The sequence below is a fragment of the Variovorax sp. FW301-JW7 genome (assembly GCF_058788795.1).
Window position 1 is genome coordinate 190408 of record NZ_JBYTBC010000002.1, and the last position, 17108, is coordinate 207515.

The 17108-nt window shown below is 70.4% G+C and carries 20 protein-coding genes; 12 read left to right on the plus strand and 8 right to left on the minus strand.

The window, feature by feature from the left end:
- Positions 1 to 14 precede the first annotated feature (14 nt).
- Positions 15 to 1220, minus strand: a complete 1206-nt coding sequence (locus tag AC3WQM_RS05900; protein ID WP_492677312.1) for a patatin-like phospholipase family protein — start codon at positions 1218 to 1220, stop codon at positions 15 to 17.
- Between the two features lie 107 nt (positions 1221 to 1327).
- On the opposite strand from AC3WQM_RS05900, the gene apbC reads away from it, so the two are divergent.
- The 4 genes from apbC to tsaA all read left to right on the plus strand — a co-directional run bounded on the left by apbC (position 1328) and on the right by tsaA (position 4340).
- Positions 1328 to 2419: an iron-sulfur cluster carrier protein ApbC gene (gene apbC, locus AC3WQM_RS05905; RefSeq protein WP_062478984.1), complete on the plus strand. Its 1092-nt coding sequence runs from the start codon at positions 1328 to 1330 to the stop codon at positions 2417 to 2419.
- 77 nt (positions 2420 to 2496) lie between these two features.
- Positions 2497 to 3447: a LysR family transcriptional regulator gene (locus AC3WQM_RS05910; RefSeq protein WP_492677313.1), complete on the plus strand. Its 951-nt coding sequence runs from the start codon at positions 2497 to 2499 to the stop codon at positions 3445 to 3447.
- A 51-nt stretch (positions 3448 to 3498) separates the two neighbouring features.
- Positions 3499 to 3846 (plus strand): winged helix-turn-helix domain-containing protein, encoded by a 348-nt coding sequence (locus AC3WQM_RS05915; RefSeq protein ID WP_062478989.1) that lies wholly within the window; start codon positions 3499 to 3501, stop codon positions 3844 to 3846.
- Positions 3843 to 4340 carry a tRNA (N6-threonylcarbamoyladenosine(37)-N6)-methyltransferase TrmO gene (gene tsaA, locus AC3WQM_RS05920; protein WP_492677314.1) on the plus strand — a complete coding sequence of 166 codons (498 nt, stop codon included), beginning with the start codon at positions 3843 to 3845 and terminating at the stop codon, positions 4338 to 4340. The genes AC3WQM_RS05915 and tsaA overlap by 4 nt, the downstream gene beginning before the upstream one ends.
- On the opposite strand, the gene AC3WQM_RS05925 is transcribed toward tsaA, so the two are convergent.
- Positions 4301 to 4984 carry a nitroreductase family protein gene (locus AC3WQM_RS05925; RefSeq protein WP_492677315.1) on the minus strand — a complete coding sequence of 228 codons (684 nt, stop codon included), beginning with the start codon at positions 4982 to 4984 and terminating at the stop codon, positions 4301 to 4303. The genes tsaA and AC3WQM_RS05925 overlap by 40 nt on opposite strands.
- The gene (locus tag AC3WQM_RS05930) at positions 4981 to 5220 is read right to left on the minus strand and encodes a hypothetical protein (RefSeq protein ID WP_062478998.1); all 240 of its coding nucleotides are present in this window, start codon (positions 5218 to 5220) and stop codon (positions 4981 to 4983) included. Before AC3WQM_RS05930 ends, AC3WQM_RS05925 begins: the two co-directional genes overlap by 4 nt.
- A gap of 115 nt (positions 5221 to 5335) precedes the next feature.
- Here AC3WQM_RS05930 and modB point away from each other — a divergent pair, with 115 nt between their 5' ends.
- From modB to fdhD, 7 genes are all read left to right on the plus strand, one after another.
- Complete coding sequence (gene modB / locus AC3WQM_RS05935; RefSeq protein ID WP_070061481.1) at positions 5336 to 6025, plus strand: molybdate ABC transporter permease subunit; 690 nt, start codon at positions 5336 to 5338, stop codon at positions 6023 to 6025.
- Positions 6026 to 6051: 26 nt separating this feature from the next.
- Positions 6052 to 6801 (plus strand): molybdate ABC transporter substrate-binding protein, encoded by a 750-nt coding sequence (modA, locus tag AC3WQM_RS05940; RefSeq protein WP_070061482.1) that lies wholly within the window; start codon positions 6052 to 6054, stop codon positions 6799 to 6801.
- Positions 6798 to 7586 (plus strand): ABC transporter ATP-binding protein, encoded by a 789-nt coding sequence (locus AC3WQM_RS05945; RefSeq protein ID WP_492677316.1) that lies wholly within the window; start codon positions 6798 to 6800, stop codon positions 7584 to 7586. Before modA ends, AC3WQM_RS05945 begins: the two co-directional genes overlap by 4 nt.
- A gap of 34 nt (positions 7587 to 7620) precedes the next feature.
- Positions 7621 to 7797, plus strand: a complete 177-nt coding sequence (locus AC3WQM_RS05950; RefSeq protein WP_492677317.1) for a hypothetical protein — start codon at positions 7621 to 7623, stop codon at positions 7795 to 7797.
- Positions 7798 to 7875: 78 nt separating this feature from the next.
- Complete coding sequence (locus tag AC3WQM_RS05955; protein ID WP_492677928.1) at positions 7876 to 10218, plus strand: FdhF/YdeP family oxidoreductase; 2343 nt, start codon at positions 7876 to 7878, stop codon at positions 10216 to 10218.
- Positions 10215 to 10505, plus strand: a complete 291-nt coding sequence (locus AC3WQM_RS05960; protein ID WP_307586209.1) for a helix-turn-helix domain-containing protein — start codon at positions 10215 to 10217, stop codon at positions 10503 to 10505. Before AC3WQM_RS05955 ends, AC3WQM_RS05960 begins: the two co-directional genes overlap by 4 nt.
- 19 nt (positions 10506 to 10524) lie before the next feature.
- Positions 10525 to 11430, plus strand: coding sequence for a formate dehydrogenase accessory sulfurtransferase FdhD (fdhD, locus tag AC3WQM_RS05965; RefSeq protein ID WP_492677318.1), 906 nt, complete (start codon positions 10525 to 10527; stop codon positions 11428 to 11430).
- On the opposite strand, the gene mnmH is transcribed toward fdhD, so the two are convergent.
- From mnmH to AC3WQM_RS05990, 5 genes are read right to left on the minus strand one after another with little or no spacing between them, the layout of a single operon-like run.
- The gene (gene mnmH / locus AC3WQM_RS05970; protein ID WP_492677319.1) at positions 11367 to 12434 is read right to left on the minus strand and encodes a tRNA 2-selenouridine(34) synthase MnmH; all 1068 of its coding nucleotides are present in this window, start codon (positions 12432 to 12434) and stop codon (positions 11367 to 11369) included. The genes fdhD and mnmH overlap by 64 nt on opposite strands.
- A gap of 35 nt (positions 12435 to 12469) precedes the next feature.
- The gene (gene phnE, locus AC3WQM_RS05975; RefSeq protein WP_369631717.1) at positions 12470 to 13267 is read right to left on the minus strand and encodes a phosphonate ABC transporter, permease protein PhnE; all 798 of its coding nucleotides are present in this window, start codon (positions 13265 to 13267) and stop codon (positions 12470 to 12472) included.
- Positions 13264 to 14100 (minus strand): PhnE/PtxC family ABC transporter permease, encoded by an 837-nt coding sequence (locus AC3WQM_RS05980; RefSeq protein ID WP_492677320.1) that lies wholly within the window; start codon positions 14098 to 14100, stop codon positions 13264 to 13266. Before AC3WQM_RS05980 ends, phnE begins: the two co-directional genes overlap by 4 nt.
- The gene (locus AC3WQM_RS05985) at positions 14097 to 14915 is read right to left on the minus strand and encodes a phosphonate ABC transporter ATP-binding protein (RefSeq protein ID WP_492677321.1); all 819 of its coding nucleotides are present in this window, start codon (positions 14913 to 14915) and stop codon (positions 14097 to 14099) included. The genes AC3WQM_RS05980 and AC3WQM_RS05985 overlap by 4 nt, the downstream gene beginning before the upstream one ends.
- Before the next feature lie 13 nt (positions 14916 to 14928).
- Positions 14929 to 15792 carry a putative selenate ABC transporter substrate-binding protein gene (locus AC3WQM_RS05990; RefSeq protein WP_492677322.1) on the minus strand — a complete coding sequence of 288 codons (864 nt, stop codon included), beginning with the start codon at positions 15790 to 15792 and terminating at the stop codon, positions 14929 to 14931.
- Between the two features lie 111 nt (positions 15793 to 15903).
- Between AC3WQM_RS05990 and selD the strand changes: the two genes are divergently transcribed.
- Positions 15904 to 16983 (plus strand): selenide, water dikinase SelD, encoded by a 1080-nt coding sequence (gene selD / locus AC3WQM_RS05995; RefSeq protein WP_369631720.1) that lies wholly within the window; start codon positions 15904 to 15906, stop codon positions 16981 to 16983.
- Positions 16984 to 17108 lie beyond the last annotated feature (125 nt).

Genomic DNA, 17108 nt, shown 5'->3' on the forward strand with positions numbered 1-17108 from the left:
CGCACCCTGCGTCGTCACGCCGGCACCCACTCGAAGAACCGCAGCACCTCGTCGCGCTGGCGCATCGCGTCCGCGCGCCCCAGCGCCATGAGCTCGCGCGTGTAGGCCGACTCGAACAGCAGGTAGCTCGCGAGCGCGCCGCCCTTCACGTCGGCCGCGACCTTCGAGCCGCCCAGCAGGTGCCGCACGGCGCCCGGCAGCGCGTCGACGTGGCGCGCCGCGATCATGTCGATGCGCTCCGACGGCGAGATCACCAGCAGGTCGAGCGGGCGCAGCGCGCTGGCTGCGCGCGCCTCTTCGGGGATCAGGCCCAGCGTGTGGTTGATGCGGCGCAGGCGCTCGATGTCGACCGCCAGCGCATCGAGAAAGATGCTCGACAGTGCATGGCCGGCGATCTGCGCCATGGTCGGGTAGCCGCTGTGGGTGTTGGGCGCATCCTCGTCGCGCGGCTCGTGCATGCGGCCCGCGCCGATCACCACGATGCGCTGCGCGCCCAGGTGGATCGCCGCCGCGATGGGCGCCGACTGGCGCATCGAGCCGTCGCCGAAGTACTCGGTGTGGCCCGGCGGCATCGGCAGCGCGGTGGCCGGGAACACGAAGGGAATGGCCGACGAGGCCATCAGGTGCGCGTGCGTGATGCGGTCGCGCACCGACAGGCGCTGCGAGCGCACCCAGGGCTCCATCGGCACGGCCGCCTCGAAGAAGGTCACGTGCTCGCCCGAGCTGTAGCTCGAGGCCGTGACCGCCAGCGCCTGCACGTGGCCCTGCTGCATGAGCGTCGGCAGGCGGTCCAGCGGCACCAGGCGCTGCAGCAGGCCGGCCAGCGGCGTGTTGTCCAGCAGCGACTTCGGCTTGATGCGCATCCAGTTGGCCGCGAAGCGCCCCAGCCCGAGCAGCATGCGCCAGCGCGCACCGCTGCCGAGCACCGAGAGCGAGTCGGCGCGGTAGATCTGCTCGGCGCGGAACTCGCCCCACACCTGCGCGATGTGCGCGACCACGCGGTCGAAGTCGTCGGCGCCGCAGGCCAGCGCCGCGGCGTTGATGGCGCCGGCCGAGGTGCCGGTGATGATCTGGAACGGGTTGCCGCCGCCGATGGCCGCACCCGCCGCCACGGCGTCGCGCCGGATCTCGGCGATGGCTTCGAGCACGCCGACCTGGTAGGCGGCGCGGGCGCCGCCGCCTGTCAGCAGCAGGCCGGTGGCGGGGCTTGTCTCGGGCATTGCGTCGGTGTCTTTTCTTCTTCGGCGTTTTTCGGACGGGAAATGAGCGCGTCCCGGTACGGGCTTGGCGGGCGGAATAGACTACCCGCCATTCAGGAGTTTGATCAATGGCACTCACCCCCGACGGGCTCATGGACGCACTCAAGAGCGTCACGGACCCTAACACCGGCAAAGAATTCGCAGCGACCCGCTCGCTCAAAAACCTGCAGATCGCCGAGGGCGATGTCTCGTTCGACCTCGAACTCGGCTACCCCGCCAAGAGCCAGCACGCGGCCATCCGCAAGTCGCTCGTGGCCGCGGCCAAGGCCGTGCCGGGCGTGGAGAACGTGTCGGTCAACATCGTGACCAAGGTCATCAGCCATGCGGTGCAGCGCGGCGTGCAGCTGATGCCCAACGTGCGCAACATCGTGGCCGTGGCCTCGGGCAAGGGCGGCGTGGGCAAGAGCACCACGGCCGCCAACCTGGCGCTGGCGCTGGCCGCCGAGGGCGCCAGCGTGGGCCTGCTCGACGCCGACATCTACGGCCCGAGCCAGCCCATGATGATGGGCCTGGACGGGCGCCCCGAGAGCATCGACGGCAAGAACATGGAGCCCAAGGAGCGCCACGGCGTGCAGGTGATGTCGATCGGCTTCCTGGTCGACGCCGACCAGGCCATGATCTGGCGCGGCCCCATGGCCACGCAGGCGCTCGAGCAGCTGCTGCGCCAGACCAACTGGAAAGACCTCGACTACCTGATCGTCGACATGCCGCCGGGCACCGGCGACATTCAGCTCACGCTGAGCCAGCGCGTGCCGATGACCGGCGCGGTGATCGTCACCACGCCGCAGGACATCGCGCTGCTCGACGCGCGCAAGGGCATCCAGATGTTCGAGAAGGTCGGCGTGCCGATTCTGGGCATCGTGGAGAACATGGCGGTGCACATCTGCTCGAACTGCGGCCATGCCGAGCACATCTTCGGCGCCGACGGCGGCAAGAAGATGGCGGCCGAGTACCAGATGGCCTACCTGGGCGCGCTGCCGCTGGACATCAACATCCGCCTGCAGGCGGACAGCGGGGCGCCCACGGTGGTGTCCGACCCCGACGGCGAGGTGGCCGGGCTCTACAAGGCCGTGGCGCGCAGCGTGGCGGTGGGGATCGCGGAGAAGGCGAAGGACTTCTCCGCGAAGTTCCCGACGATCTCGATCAGCAAGAACACCTGAGGCACAGGCGGGGGCAGGGCGAGGGCCTGGGCAGGCGCCCCGGACGAGAGCCCCCAAGAAGAAAAAGGACGCACGCAATGAACCTGCTCGCCTCGATGCGCTACCTCGTCGCACTCAGCGAGCACAAGCATTTCGGCCGCGCCGCGCAGGCCTGCCACATCACGCAGCCGGCCCTGTCCAACGCGCTGCGCGCGCTGGAAGGCGAGTTCGGCGTCGTCATCGTCAAGCGCTCCCGCGTGTACGTGGGCCTCACGCACGAAGGCGAGCGCGTGCTGGCCACGGCGCAGCGCATGCTGCGTGACAACGAGGTGCTGCTGCAGGAGCTGCGCAGCGAGGCCGGCGACCCGCGCGGGCGCCTGCGCATGGCCGCCGTTCCCACCGCGATCCCGATGCTGTCGCGCTTTGCCGCGATGCTGCAGCAGCGCCATCCGGGCATCGTGCCGGCCGTGCTTTCGATGAGCTCGCAGGAGCTGGAGACGGGCCTGGAAAACCTCTCGGTCGACCTCGCGCTGGGCTACACCGAGCGCATGCACCTGCCGGGCGTCAAGCTCAAGGCCTGGCCGCAGAGCATCGAACATTACTTCCTGCTGCGACGCGCGAAGAAGCCTTCGGCCGACCGGCTGCGCATCGGCCGCCCCATCCCCTGGGCCGAAGCCGGCAAGCTGCCGCTGTGCCTGCTCACGCCCGACATGCACAACCGCGCCATCATCGACCAGGCCCTGCGCGAGGCCGGCATGGCCGCGGTGGCGCCCGCCATCGAGACCAACTCGGTGCTCACGCTCGCGCTGGCCGTGAGCGCGGGCACCGTCAGCAGCGTGCTGCCCGGCGCCATGGTGGCGGCCGTGCGCAGCCACCGCGAACTGGAGGCGCTGCCGCTGGTGGCGCCCGAGGTGCGCACGCCCATCGGCTTCATGACGCAGGAGGGCGTGCGGCCCGCGCGGGCGCTCGATGCGGCGCTGGCCTTCTTGCAGACGCCCGAGTGGCAGGCGCAGGCGCGCCAGCACAGCGGCGCGCTCGACGCCGCGTAGCCCGGCACACGGGTGCCGACGGCACCTGGATGGTTTACCCTTCGCGCCATCATGAAATCCAAAGCCCAGTTCCGCCTGCGCATCTACCGGGACGACACCATCGCCATCGGCCCCGGCAAGATCGCCGTGCTCGAAGCCGTGGCCGAGACCGGTTCGATCTCGGCGGCGGCCCGCCTGCTCGGCATGTCGTACCGCCGCGCGTGGATGCTGATCGACGAGATGAACCAGACGCTGGCCTCACCCGCAGTGAACACCGCCGCCGGCGGCTCGCGCGGCGGCGGCACGGCGCTCACGCCGGTGGGCGAGGACATCGTGAAGCGCTACCGCGCCATCGAGAACGCCGCACGCCTCGCGACGGCGGCGGACGTTCGCGCGCTCACGCGCCTGCTCGCGCCATGAACGCCGCCGACATCGACCCCGTCGTCAGCCGACCGGTCGGCATCGTGCGCAGCCGTTTCACGGAAACCTCGGGCATGCCCATCCAGACGGCCGGCGCGCCCGACGAAGTGGGGCGCCTGGAGGTGTTCGCCGAGTTTGCGCCGGGGCTGCGCGACATCGAAGGCTTCGACTACCTGATCCTCGTGACGCACCTGCACCGCTGCGCGCACGAGCGGCTCGAGGTGGTGCCTTTTCTCGACGACGCCACGCACGGCGTGTTCGCCACGCGCGCGCCCGCGCGGCCCAACCGGCTGGGCCTGTCGATCGTTCGGCTCACGGCGGTGGAAGGCACGACGCTGCATTTCAGCGGCAACGACATGATCGACGGCACGCCCGTGCTGGACATCAAGCCCTACGTGCCGCGCTTCGACGTGCGCGAGACCGAGCGCGTGGGCTGGTTCGGCGCGCGGCTCGATCAGCTGCCGCGCACGCGCTCCGACGGCCGGATGGACTGATCGCCGTCGGCTGACGCCTCGCCGCCGGCCGCGCTCGGCAGCAGGTCGCCCTGCCAGCACGACCACACGTCCTGCGACAGCGTCTCGCGCGCCTGCGGCGGCGCCTCGCGGATCGTGCCCATGCTGATGAAACCCGCCAGGTACTCGCCCGGCTGCACGCCGACCTGGCGCACCAGCGTCTCGTCGAAGCAGCGCTCGCCGCTGAGCACGATGGCGCCGTAGCCCAGCTGGTGCGCGGCGGCCAGCAGGTTGCCCAGCGCCGCGCCGGCGCCCAGCCACTGTTCGCGCGCGGGGATCTTGCTGCGCTCGCGCGGCGACACCACGAAGCCCAGCAGCAGCGGCGGGCGCGTGGCGTGCTCGCGGGCGCGCCGCAGGTCGGTCGGGCTGGCGAGCGGATCGCGGCGCAGCTTCTCCTGCTCGAAGCACCAGGCCAGCGCCTCGCGGTTCTGCGGGCGGAACTCGATCACGCGCCACGGATGCAGCCCGCCGTGGTCGGGCGCGCGCAGGCCGGCCTGAATGATGGCGTCGAGTTCGCCGGGGTTCGGGCCGGGCGATTGCAGCCGTCGCGGTGACACCGAGCGCCGCGTCAGCAGGACTTCGAGGATGCGTTCCGCACCCGTCATGTGGCGCCACATCGTTGTCATGGCCCGCGCCGGTCGGTCCACGCGGCGCTGCGGCGCAGCACCTCGCCGATGTCTTGCGCGTCGCCCGGTGCCACCAGGAACGACTGGCTCTCGCCGCCCGGCGCGATGATCGACAGCACGAAGCCGCCGGCGTCCAGCGTGCGCTCGATGCGCCATTCGTGCACCTGCGTCACATGGCGAAGCTCGGGCCTGCCGGAGGTCGAGCGGACAACGGTGTCATGAGGGGAAAGGCGCATGGGGCGGATGGACAAAGTCTCCAACGCTGTATTCGCCAGTATATGAAGACCGGCGCATCCGTGCATCCCCGTGGGAACCAGAAGGCCACTCATGTAACAATTACGCCGTATCTCAATGAACACGACGACCACTTCTTCGCTCATCGCCACCACCGACTGGTCGCCGCTGGTCCTGTCGCTGCAGGTCGCGGCGGTCGCGACCTTGCTGGCGCTGGTCGCGGGCGTGGCGCTGGGCTGGGTGTTCGCGCGCAAGCAGTTCACCGGCTCGGGCGTGCTCGAGGCCGTGTTCATGCTGCCGCTGGTGCTGCCGCCCACGGTGATCGGCTACGCCATCCTGGTGGCGGCAGGGCGCCGCAGCCCGCTCGGCGCCTGGCTGCGCGAGCACTTCGACTACACCATCATCTTCAGCTGGCACGGCGCCGTGGTGGCGTCGGCCGTGGTGGCGCTGCCGCTGGTGCTCAAGTCGGCCAGCGCCGCGTTCTCGAACGTCGACCGCTCGCTCGAGGCTGCCGCGAGCACCTTGCGCCAGTCGCCGTTCTCGGTGTTCCTGCGCGTCACGCTGCCGCTGGCCTGGCCCGGCATCCTGGCCGGCACGCTGCTCGCGTTCGCGCGCGCCATGGGCGAGTTCGGCGCCTCGCTGATGGTGGCCGGCTCCATTCCCAAGCAGACCCAGACCCTGTCGATGGCCATCTACGACGCCGTGCAGGCCGGCCACGACGACCTGGCGCTGCTGCTGGTGGTCGTCACATCGGTGCTGTCGATCGCCGTGCTGGTCGTGTCGAACCGCTTCTTTTCGCTTCGTTGATTTCCACTTTCTAGGAGACTGTGCCCATGCGTCCGTTCCGCCTTCTGTCCCTCGTGCTCGCCCTGGCCCTGCCGTTTGCCGCCGCCGCGCAGCAGATCACCGTGTCCGCCGCCGCGAGCCTGACCGACGCGTTCAAGGAAATCGGTCCCAAGTTCGAAGCCGCCAAGGCCGGCAGCACCGTGCGCTTCAACTTCGCCGCCTCGGGCGTGCTGCTGCAGCAGATCGGGCAGGGCGCGCCGGTCGACGTGTTCGCCAGCGCCGACCAGGAGACGATGAACCGCGGCAACGACCAGAAGCTCATCGACACCGCCACCCGCAAGGATTTCGTCACCAACAGCCTCGTGCTGGTCGAGCCCGCGCAGGGCGCCGTCGGCCTGAAGTCGCTGCAGGACCTGAGCGGTGCGAACGTGAAGAAGATCGCCGTCGGCAAGACCGCCACCGTGCCGGTCGGCCGCTACACCAAGCAGGTGCTGGACAACGCCAACCTGTGGACCGCGCTCGAACCCAAGTTCGTGCAGGCCGACAGCGTGCGCCAGGTGCTCGACTACGTGAGCCGCGGCGAGGTCGAGGCCGGTTTCGTCTACCGCACCGACGCGGCCGTGGCCGGCGACAAGGTCAAGGTCGCCTTCACGCCCACCGGCCACACGCCCGTGACCTACCCGATCGCCGTGGTGGCCGAGAGCAAGCAGAAGGCGCTGGCGGGTGACTTCATCGCCTTCCTGTCGACGCCTGCGGCCCAGGAAGTGCTCACGCGCTACGGTTTCGGCAAGCCATGATCGATGTCGATCTGCAGCTCACGGTGAAGGACGGGGCCCGGCGCTTCGACCTCGCCGTGCGCTTCCAGACCGACGTTCCCTTCGCCGCGCTCTACGGCCCCTCGGGGGCCGGCAAGTCGCTCACCCTGCAGGCCATCGCCGGCCTGCTGCATCCCTCGGCGGGCCATGTGCGGCTCGATGGCCGCACGCTGTACGACGCGGCGCAGCGCATCGACGTGCCTGCGCCGGCACGCCGCATCGGCTACCTGTTCCAGAACTACGCGCTGTTCCCGCACCTCACGGTGCGCGAGAACGTGGCCTTCGGGCTCACCGCGTGGCACCGCCGCACGCTGCCGGCCCGCGACGCCGAGCGCGTGCAGGCGCTGCTGGCCAGCTTCGGCCTCGCCGCGCTGGCCGACAGCCGGCCGCAGAAACTCTCGGGCGGCCAGCAGCAGCGCGTGGCCCTGGCGCGCGCGCTGGCCTGCGAGCCGCAGGTGCTGCTGCTCGACGAACCCTTTGCCGCGCTCAACCCCATGCTGCGCGCCGAACTGCGCAACGAGCTGGCGCAGGTGTGCAAGCAATGGGGCATCCCGGTCCTGATGATCACCCACGACATCGAGGACGTGCTCGCGCTGGCCGACGTGGCCTTTGTCTACAAGGACGGGCAGGTGGTGCGCGAGATCGACCTGCACAACGCCGACAGCCGCGACTTTGCGCTGCGCGAGATGGCCGGGGTGCAGGAGGTGGAGGAGACGCCGCTGCGCAGCAAGCTGCGGGGCTTGTTGATGGGCGGTGCGCGCAGCTGATGGCTGTGCACGGCATCGACGCTACAGTCGGGCGATGAAATCAGTCAACGTCTCTTCAGCGCGTTCGAAACCTGCATTTCTGGCGCGAGGCCTGGCATCCTTGGCTGAAGCTCGTCGCAGCGGTGGGTACGTCGACGCGAACGAGCTGATGCGACGCCTCGCGGCGAAGCTCGATCTGGCGGCGAAGCGACAGAAGCCGACTCATCGCTGAGCCCGTCATTTCCATTTTGAATCGCCGCATGTCCCGATTCAATTTGACGCCATGCCCCCGCAGGCCAACACTGCCGCCATGAGCGAGCAGAAGATCGAGTTTTACAAGGGCCCCGCCGGTGGCTGGGGCGCGTTGCGCAGCGTGACGAATGCGCTGTTGCGGCAGGACATTCCGGTCAAGGGCGCGAAGACGCTGCTCTCGGCCAACCAGCCCGACGGCTTCGACTGCCCCGGTTGCGCCTGGCCCGACCGCAACCATGCCTCGACCTTCGAGTTCTGCGAGAACGGCGTGAAGGCCGTGGCCGCCGAGGCCACCGCGCGCCGCGCGGGCCCGGAGCTGTTCGCGAAGCACACCGTGGCCGAACTGGCCCAGCAGAGCGATTTCTGGCTCGAAGACCAGGGCCGGCTCACGCACCCCATGGCCTATGACGCGGCCAGCGACAAATACGTGCCGATCGACTGGGACGACGCCTTCGCGCGCATTGCGCGGCACCTGAACGCGCTGCCCGACCCGAACCAGGCCATCTTCTACACCTCGGGCCGCGCGAGCAACGAGGCGGCCTTTTTGTACCAGCTGTTCGTGCGCGAGTACGGCACCAACAATTTTCCCGACTGCTCGAACATGTGCCACGAGCCCAGCGGCAGCGGCATGCGCCCGCAGCTGGGCGTGGGCAAGGGCACGGTCACGCTGGAAGACTTCGAGAAGGCCGACGCGATCTTCATCTTCGGCCAGAACCCGGGCACCAACCATCCGCGCATGCTCGGCGAACTGCGCGCGGCGTCCAAGCGCGGCGCGCGCATCGTGAGCTTCAATCCGCTGCGCGAGCGCGGCCTGGAGCGCTTTGCCGACCCGCAGGACAAGCTGGAGATGGCGACGCTGGGCTCCACGCCGATCAGCACACACTACTTCCAGCTGCGCGTGGGCGGTGACTTCGCGGCGGTGAAGGGGATGATGAAGCACGTCATCGAGTGCGAAGACGCGGCGGTGGCGCGCGGCGAGCCTTCGGTGCTCGACCACGCATTCATCGCCGAGCACACCCTGGGTTTCGAAGCGCTGGCCGACGACCTGCGCGCCGAATCGTGGCCGCTGCTGGCGCAGGAGTCGGGCCTGAGCGAAGCGCAGATGCGCGCGGCGGCCGACGTGTACCTGGGCGCGAAGCGCGTCATCGCCTGCTGGGGCATGGGCATCACGCAGCACCAGCATTCGGTGGCCACGATCCAGATGATCGGCAACTGGCTCATGCTGTGCGGCCACATGGGCCGCGAAGGCGCGGGCGCCTGCCCGGTGCGCGGCCACAGCAACGTGCAGGGCGACCGCACCATGGGCATCTGGGAAAAGCCGCCGGCCGCGCTGCTCGACCGGCTGCAGCAGGTGTTCGGCTTCGAGCCGCCGCGCCAGAACGGCGTGGACACGGTCGAGGCGATCCAGCTCATGCTCGACGGCAAGGGCAAGGTGTTCTTCGCGCTGGGCGGCAACTTCGCGGCCGCCACGCCCGACACCTACCAGACCTGGAAGGCGCTGCAGCAGTGCGACCTCACGGTGCACGTGACGACCAAGCTCAACCGCAGCCACATCATCCACGGGCGCGAGGCACTCATCCTGCCGTGCCTGGGCCGCACCGAAATCGACATGCAGGCGAACGGCCCGCAGGGCGTGACGGTCGAAGACTCGATGAGCATGGTGCACATCTCGGTGGGCATCAACCCGCCCGCGTCGGAACTCTTGTTGTCCGAGCCCGCCATCGTCGCGCGCCTTGCTGCAGCCACCATCGGCGCGCGCAGCAGGACGCCGTGGCTCTGGCTGGTCGAAGACTACGCCCGCATCCGCGACAAGATCGAAGCCGTGTTCGACGACTTCAAGGACTTCAACGCGCGCGTGGCGCACCCCGGCGGCTTCCGCCTGCGCAACACGGCGAGCGAGCGCGTGTGGGCCACCGCGTCGAAGAAGGCCGTGTTCTTCACGCACGCCGTGCCGCTGGACACGCACGCCCACCGGGCCCGCGCGCGCTTCGCGTCGCAGCGCGACACGCTGGTGTTCACGCTGCTCACCACGCGCTCGCACGACCAGTACAACACCACCATCTACGGCATGGACGACCGCTACCGCGGCGTGTTCGGCCAGCGCCGCGTGGTGTTCATCCACAAAGACGACATCCGCCAGCTCGGCATGAAGGACGGCGACTGGGTCGACATCCAGACCGTGTGGAGCGACGGGCAGGAGCGCCGCGCCGATCGCTTCAAGCTGGTCGCCTACGACATCCCGCGCGGCAATCTCGCGGCCTACTACCCCGAGACGAACCCGCTGGTGCCGCTGTCGTCGGTGGCCGAGAACGCGGGCACGCCGACCTCCAAGTCGATCCCCGTGGTGCTGTCGCTGCATGTGGCGCCGGTCGCGGTGGAGGCCGACGCCGTGGCGGCATGAGCGATTCGGGGTTCGACGCCGACGCCTTTTCCATCGCGATCCTGCGCGCGCTCGCCGAAGCCCCGGGCGAGGGCGGCATGTCGCTGCCGCGCCTGGGCAAGCGGCTGGGGCAGGGCGCGAGCGTGGTCATGCGCCAGCTCACGCTGATGGGCGATGCCGCATTGGGCGGCGTGCGTGGACCGGGCTGGGTGCGCGTGGTGCAGCTGGACGATCGCTGGGTCGCGCATCTCACCGACGCCGGGCGCGCGATGCTCGAGCGCCTGCCGGCTGACGAAAAACCCGGCTGAGCGGACAATGGCCGCGGCCATGACAGACACCCCCGAACCCGACGCCCTGCCGCCCCTCGCACGGCATGCCGTGCACGTCTTCGGCGAGCGCGGCCTCGCGCCCGAGGGCGTGGTGCGCGACGACACACTGGCCGCCGAGGTGCCGGTGGCGCTGGTGTTCAACGGCGTCTCGCACGCGGTGATGATGGCCACGCCACAAGATCTCGAGGCCTTCGCGCTGGGCTTTGCGCTCAGCGAAGGCATCCTCGACAGCGCCGCCGATTGCCGAGGCATCGACGTGCGAACGGTCGAGGCCCTCGATGCGGGCCTGCCCGAGGGCATGCCGGGCATCGAGGTGCAGCTCGAAGTGTCCACGCGCAGCTTCGAACGCCTGAAGGACCGCCGTCGCAGCCTCGCGGGCCGCACCGGCTGCGGCGTGTGCGGCGTCGAAAGCTTCGCGGGGCTCGACCTGTCGCCGCAGCGCGTGCCGCCACGCGACTGGATCGAACGCATCGACCTGGCCACGGTGCTGCGCGCCTTCGCCGCCATGCCGCCGCGCCAGGTGCTCAACGCCGAAGCCGGTGCGATCCATGCTGCGGCCTGGGCCACGGTCGACGGCGAACTCACCGACCTGATGGAAGACGTCGGCCGCCACAACGCGCTCGACAAGTTGCTCGGCGCGCTGGCGCGCGCGAATCGGCTGCAGGAGCCAGGCTTCGTGCTGATGTCCAGCCGCGGCAGCCACGAGCTGGTGCGCAAGTGCGCGCGCCTGGGCATCGCGGCGATGGCGACCATCTCGGCGCCGACCGCGATGGGCGTGCGCATGGCCGAGCTCAGCGGCCTGCGGTTCTGGGGCCTGTGCCGCGCGCCGCGCGGCGTGCTTTACGCCGACGGGCTCGGTGCGCCGAGCGCCAGCACCGCGTCGGCCACGGCCTCGATGCCCTGATCCGAGAGGTCGGTCGCCCCTACGCGCTGGCGCTTCGCCCACGCGCGAAAGTGGGTCTCCTGCGACTTCTGGTAGTGCGGGTCGTAGTGCAACGACATGAGTTCGGCGAACAGGTGCGGCAGGTCGGCCTCGTGGGCCCACTGCTGCCAGCGCGTCACCGTTTCCTTGCCCTGCAGTTCCTTGAGCACGCCCATTTTTTCGGCGAGCGCCGCGCGGTCGTCGCCCAGGTAGGCGTAGTCGCGCAGCAGGTAGGCCAGCCGCGCCTCGGGCGTGGCCTCCACCTCTATGCACGGCGCGGCGCGCATCTGCGCCACCAGCGACAGCGGCAGCGACAGCCGCCCGATGCGCACGCTCTCGCCCTCGACATACAGCGGGCGCGAGAGGTCGATGGCTTCGAGCACGGTCGCGATGCGTGTCTCGAACTGCTTTTGCGAGGGCTGCGCCACGCCCGGCAGCGCGCCGAGCAGCGAGCCCTTGTGGTTGGCGAAGGCTTCCAGGTCGAGCACCTGTGCGCCGCGTTCGGCCAGCGCGTGCAGCACGCGCGTCTTGGCGCTGCCGGTGGCGCCGCAGACCACGCGCAGGTCGAGCTGCGGCGTCAGCGCGTCGAGCTGCGAGATCACGTGCCGGCGAAAGCTCTTGTAGCCGCCCGCGAGCTGCTGCGCGTCCCAGCCCACGAGCCGCAGCCACGTGACCATCGAGCCGCTGCGCATGCCGCCGCGCCAGCAGTAGACCAGCGGCTTCCACTTCTCGGGCCGGTCGGCCAGCGTGTCGCGCAGGTGCGTCGCGATGTTGGCCGCCACCATCGCACCGCCGATGCGGCGCGCCTCGAAGGCGCCGGTCTGCACGTAGACCGTGCCGACGATGTGGCGCTCCTCGTCGTTGAGCACGGGGCAGTTGATGGCGCCGGGAATGTGGTCGAGCGCGAACTCGGCGGGCGAGCGGGCGTCGATGATCGAATCGAAGGCGTGGCGGTCCGCCACCCGGACGGGCTGGCGATGACTCATGGCTGAAGGGACCTCATGCCGCCATTGTCGGCCACTCAGGCGTAGGCGGGACCTAAGCCTTTTCGCAAGCGAGCACTCGCCAAGTCGACAAAGGTGACCAGCACGAACATCGCGATCAGCACCGTCATCGCCTGCTGCTGCTGGAAGATCGACAGGTGGAAGTACAGCAGCTGGCCCAGCCCGCCGCCGCCCACGAAGCCCAGCACGGCCGCCATGCGGATGTTCATTTCCCAGCGGTAGAGCGTGTAGGCCACCCACTGCGGCAGCACGATCGGCAGGCTGGCGTAGCTGAAGGCGGCGACCGGGCCCGCGCCCGAGAGCGCCAGCGCCTGCTCGGGCTCGCGCGGTGCGTTCTCCAGCGCTTCGGCGAACAGGCGCCCGAGCACGCCGGTCGTGTGCAGCGACAGCGCCAGCGCACCCGCGAACGGCCCGATGCCGGCGGCCAGCACCATCAGCGCGGCCCACACCAGCTCGGGCACGCTGCGCAGGAAGTTGAGCACGAAGCGCGCGCCATGGCGCAGCGGCCCGCCGATGCGGCCCGAGGCCGGCAGCGCGAGCACGGCGCCCGCCACGGCGGCCAGCACGGTGCCCAGCGCCGACACCGCCAGCGTCTGCAGCGCGCCGTGGCCGACCTTGGCCAGGAACTCGGGCGACACATCGGGCGGGAAGAACTCGGCGATGAACTTGCCCATGAGCCGGAGCGATTCGGCCGAGCCCAGCGCGCCGTAGTCGATGCCCAGGTAGACGAAGCTCGCGACCACGGCTGCGGCGATCAGCGCCACGGCGAGCCAGCAGCGCAGGCACAGGGGCGGGCGAGGCGGCAGCGTCGTCATGCCAGGAGCTTTCGCAGCGCGTTGCTGAGCATGTCGGCCAGCAGCACGAGCGCGAGGAACACCAGCAGGATGCTGCTGGCCTCGCCGCCGTTGAGCATCTTCATCGACTGGTCCATGAGCTGCCCCAGGCCGCCCGCGCCTACGAAGCCCATCACCACCGAGGCGCGCACCGCGCATTCCCAGCGGTACACGGTGTATGAGGCCAGCTCCTGTGCCGTGTGCGGCAGCAGGCCGTAGCACAGCGCCGCGAGCCGGCCGCTGCCGCTTTCGAGCAGGGCGCGCGCGGGGCGCGTGTCGGTCGATTCGAGGATCTCGGCGTAGACCTTGCCCAGCATGCCGCCGTAGGTGATCGCCAGCGCCAGCACGCCGGCCGCGGGGCCGAGCCCGAGCGCGCGCACGAACAGCAGCGCCCACACGATCTCGGGGATGGCGCGCAGCACCATCAGCAGCCAGCGCGCCGCTTGGCGGACGATGCCGGCCTGCACGCGGCCGGGGCCGGGCCCGATGCGCGAGATGGAGAGCGCGCGCGTGGTCACGAAGCCCAACGGCGCGCCGATCAGCAGCGCCATGGCCGTGCCGGCCGTGGCCATGGCCAGGGTCTCGAGCGTGGCCTTGGCGAGCAGGGCGAGAAAGGCCGGCGAGCTGTCGGGCGGAAAGAAGCCGGCAAGAAAGCCGCCGATGACCGCGAGGTTGCCACTGCCGAACAGCGCCCAGGGCTTGAATTCGGAGAGCGCGAGCACCGGCCAGGCGACGGCCAGCGCCGCGAGCCAGGCGGCCAGGCGGCGGCCCGCGTGCGGATCGCGCAGGGCGGGGCGGGCGAGTGTCGCCGTCACGGGCAGTCCGGCCGGTGGAAGGCCGGCTCGACCGTGCCTGCCGTGAGGGCGACCGGTCCTTGCGTCGCCACGCCGCCTTCGCTCGCGTAGAGCGCCTCGAGCAGCGCCGGCGTCACCTGCGCGGCCGGCAGGTCGAAGGCGACCTGCCCGTCGCGCATGCCCACGATGCGCGGGAACCAGCGCAGTGCCAGGTCGACCGCGTGCAGCGACGCGACCAGCGTGGCGCCCGTCGATTCGCTCTGCGCCACCAGCTGGCCCACGGCCGCGTGCGCCAGCGTGGGGTCGAGCGCCGACACCGGTTCGTCCGCCAGCAGCAGCGCGGGGCGCTGGTACAGCACGCGCGCGATGCCCACGCGCTGCAGCTGGCCGCCCGAGAGGCGGTCGCAGCGGTCGAACAGCCGGTCTTCGAGCGCGAGCCGGGCCAGCGCCGCGTGCGCGCCCGCGATGTCGGATGGATAGAACAGCGAACCCAGCGCGCGCGCCGTCGACCACTGGCCGAGCCGGCCCGCGAGCACGGCCGTGACCACGCGCAGGCGCGGCGCGATCGGCGGTGCCTGGTGCACGGTGCCGATGCGCGCGCGCAGCTGCTTGAGCGCACGGGCCGGCAGCCGCCACGGGTGCTGGCCCAGCGCCTGCACCTGGCCTTCGCCGGGCCGCAGCGCCGCGCCGAGCACGCGCAGCAGCGTGGTCTTGCCCGCGCCCGAGGGCCCGATGACCGCGATGCGCTCGCCGTTGCGCGCGGCCAGCGTCACGCCGGCCAGCGCGCGCTGGCCGTTGGGGTGCACCACGCCCGCGCTGTCGAGCGAAAAACTCATCCGCGCAGTCCGCTCACTTGATGAGACCGGCCGACTTGCCCGCCGTCTCGATGCCGTCGTAGTTCGACGACTTGGTGGGAATGAACTTGCTCGCGCGCTGCAGCGCCATGATCTCCTTGTGCGCCGGGTTGGCCGGGTCGAGCTTCAGGAAGGCGTCGGTCAGCTTCTTCGTCACGGCGGCGTCCAGGCCCGGGCGCACGGTCCAGTTGTAGTCGTAGTAGGTCGGCGTGGTGGCCAGCACGCGCACCTTGGCGGCGTTGGGGTTCTTGGCCTCGACCAGCTTGTCCCACACCGAGGCGTTGAGCACGCCCGCTTCGGCGCGCGAGGCGGCCACGAAGGCCACGGTGGCGTCGTGCGCGCCCGAGAACGCGACGGTCTTGAAGTCCTTCTCGGGGTTGATGCCGGCCTGCAGCAGGAAGTAGCGCGGCATCAGGCTGCCCGAGGTGGACGAGGGTGCGCCGAAGGCGAAGGTCTTGCCCTTCAGGTCGGCCAGGGTCTTGGCGGGGCTGTCGAGCGGCACGATGAACTTGCTGGTGAACACCTCGTCTTCCGCGCGCTGCACGATCGGCACCGCGCCGCCGTTGGTGCGGATGCGCGCCTGCACGAAGGTGAAGCCGCCGAGCCACGCCAGGTCGATCTTGTTCGTGGCCAGGCCCTCGACCACGGCGGCGTAGTCGGTCACGGGCGTGAACTGCACGTCCATGCCGGTTTCCTTCTTCAGGTAGTCGCCCAGCGGCGTGAACTTGCGCTGCAGCTCGGTGGGCGCCTCGTCGGGAATGGCCGACACGCGCAGCACGCCCTGGGCGAAGGCGCCCACGGCAGTGAGGGACAGGGCCAGCGCGAGGGCGAGCCGGGACACGGTTTGTTTCGTTTGCATGGTGTGATGACGCGTTCAGTGGAAAAAGAAAAGGGTGTGTCGGGGCACTCGGGCAGACGGCGGTGCGGGCTTCGATAATCGCGGCTTGTTCCATTCGACCGACCTGCCGCCATGATCGAAGCCGCACCTTCCAAGCTCCTGAATCCGTTGGCGCCGCTGCGGCTCACCAGCTTCTCGCATGGGGGCGGCTGCGGCTGCAAGATCGCGCCGGGCGTGCTGTCGCAGATCCTCAAGAACCATGCGGGCGGGCTGATTCCGCCCGAGCTCATGGTCGGCATCGAGACCGCCGACGACGCGGCAGTCTACCGGCTCAACGACGAGCAGGCGCTGATCGCCACCACCGATTTCTTCATGCCCATCGTGGACGACCCCTACGAGTTCGGCCGCATCGCCGCGACCAACGCGATCAGCGACGTCTACGCGATGGGCGGGCGCCCGATCATGGCGCTGGCGCTGGTCGCCATGCCGATCAACCAGCTGCCGGTGGAAGTCATCGCCGAGATCGTGCGCGGCGGGCAGGACGTGTGCCGCGCGGCCGGCATTCCGATTGCGGGCGGCCACACCATCGACTCGGTCGAGCCGATCTACGGACTGGTCGCGATGGGGCTGGTGCACCCCAAGCGCGTGCGGCGCAACGCCGATGCGCAGGCGGGCGACGTGCTGGTGCTGGGCAAGCCGCTGGGCGTGGGCGTGCTGTCGGCGGCGCTCAAGAAGCAGCAGCTGTCCGAGGCCGGCTACCGCCAACTGATCGAGAACACGACCAAGCTCAACACGCCCGGCATCGCGCTGTCGGCGCTCGACGGCGTGCATGCGCTGACCGACGTCACCGGCTTCGGCCTGGCCGGCCACGCGCTCGAACTCGCGCGCGGCGCGGGGCTCGCCGCGGTGGTCGAATGGTCGCGCGTGCCGCTGCTGGACAACGTGATCGCCATGGCCGGCGGCGGGCTGGTCACCGGCGCGTCGGGCCGCAACTGGGCGGGCTACGGCGCCGACGTGCAACTGCACGAAGGCCTGCCGGCCACCGCGCAGGCGCTCATGACCGACCCGCAGACCTCGGGCGGCCTGCTCGTGAGCTGCGCGGCCGAGGCGGTCGAGGCGGTGCTGGAGATCTTCCGCAACGAAGGCTTCGGGCAGGCGGCGGTCATCGGCCGCGTGGAAGCTGGCGCGCCGGGTCTCGTCGTGTTGCCGTAGCCCTCGGTATTTCCCCCTCCCCCGCTGGGGGAGGGCAGGGGTGGGGCCAGCGGCGTTCGATCAGGCACAACCGTCGTGCGAGCGCCGCGTGCCCCCATCCCAACCTTCCCCCGGGAGGGGAAGGA

Bases quoted from the DNA above. Each gene is read 5' to 3' on its own strand.
- apbC (WP_062478984.1), top strand. From the start codon at position 1,328: ATGGCACTCACCCCCGACGGGCTCATGGACGCACTCAAGAGCGTCACG.
- AC3WQM_RS05925 (WP_492677315.1), bottom strand. From the start codon at position 4,984: ATGACAACGATGTGGCGCCACATGACGGGTGCGGAACGCATCCTCGAA.
- fdhD (WP_492677318.1), top strand. From the start codon at position 10,525: ATGACAGACACCCCCGAACCCGACGCCCTGCCGCCCCTCGCACGGCAT.
- selD (WP_369631720.1), top strand. From the start codon at position 15,904: ATGATCGAAGCCGCACCTTCCAAGCTCCTGAATCCGTTGGCGCCGCTG.
- AC3WQM_RS05915 (WP_062478989.1), top strand. From the start codon at position 3,499: ATGAAATCCAAAGCCCAGTTCCGCCTGCGCATCTACCGGGACGACACC.
- AC3WQM_RS05910 (WP_492677313.1), top strand. From the start codon at position 2,497: ATGAACCTGCTCGCCTCGATGCGCTACCTCGTCGCACTCAGCGAGCAC.
- tsaA (WP_492677314.1), top strand. From the start codon at position 3,843: ATGAACGCCGCCGACATCGACCCCGTCGTCAGCCGACCGGTCGGCATC.
- AC3WQM_RS05955 (WP_492677928.1), top strand. From the start codon at position 7,876: ATGAGCGAGCAGAAGATCGAGTTTTACAAGGGCCCCGCCGGTGGCTGG.
- modB (WP_070061481.1), top strand. From the start codon at position 5,336: ATGAACACGACGACCACTTCTTCGCTCATCGCCACCACCGACTGGTCG.
- AC3WQM_RS05930 (WP_062478998.1), bottom strand. From the start codon at position 5,220: ATGCGCCTTTCCCCTCATGACACCGTTGTCCGCTCGACCTCCGGCAGG.
- AC3WQM_RS05985 (WP_492677321.1), bottom strand. From the start codon at position 14,915: ATGAGTTTTTCGCTCGACAGCGCGGGCGTGGTGCACCCCAACGGCCAG.
- AC3WQM_RS05900 (WP_492677312.1), bottom strand. From the start codon at position 1,220: ATGCCCGAGACAAGCCCCGCCACCGGCCTGCTGCTGACAGGCGGCGGC.
- AC3WQM_RS05945 (WP_492677316.1), top strand. From the start codon at position 6,798: ATGATCGATGTCGATCTGCAGCTCACGGTGAAGGACGGGGCCCGGCGC.
- AC3WQM_RS05960 (WP_307586209.1), top strand. From the start codon at position 10,215: ATGAGCGATTCGGGGTTCGACGCCGACGCCTTTTCCATCGCGATCCTG.
- AC3WQM_RS05950 (WP_492677317.1), top strand. From the start codon at position 7,621: ATGAAATCAGTCAACGTCTCTTCAGCGCGTTCGAAACCTGCATTTCTG.
- phnE (WP_369631717.1), bottom strand. From the start codon at position 13,267: ATGACGACGCTGCCGCCTCGCCCGCCCCTGTGCCTGCGCTGCTGGCTC.
- mnmH (WP_492677319.1), bottom strand. From the start codon at position 12,434: ATGAGTCATCGCCAGCCCGTCCGGGTGGCGGACCGCCACGCCTTCGAT.
- AC3WQM_RS05990 (WP_492677322.1), bottom strand. From the start codon at position 15,792: ATGCAAACGAAACAAACCGTGTCCCGGCTCGCCCTCGCGCTGGCCCTG.
- modA (WP_070061482.1), top strand. From the start codon at position 6,052: ATGCGTCCGTTCCGCCTTCTGTCCCTCGTGCTCGCCCTGGCCCTGCCG.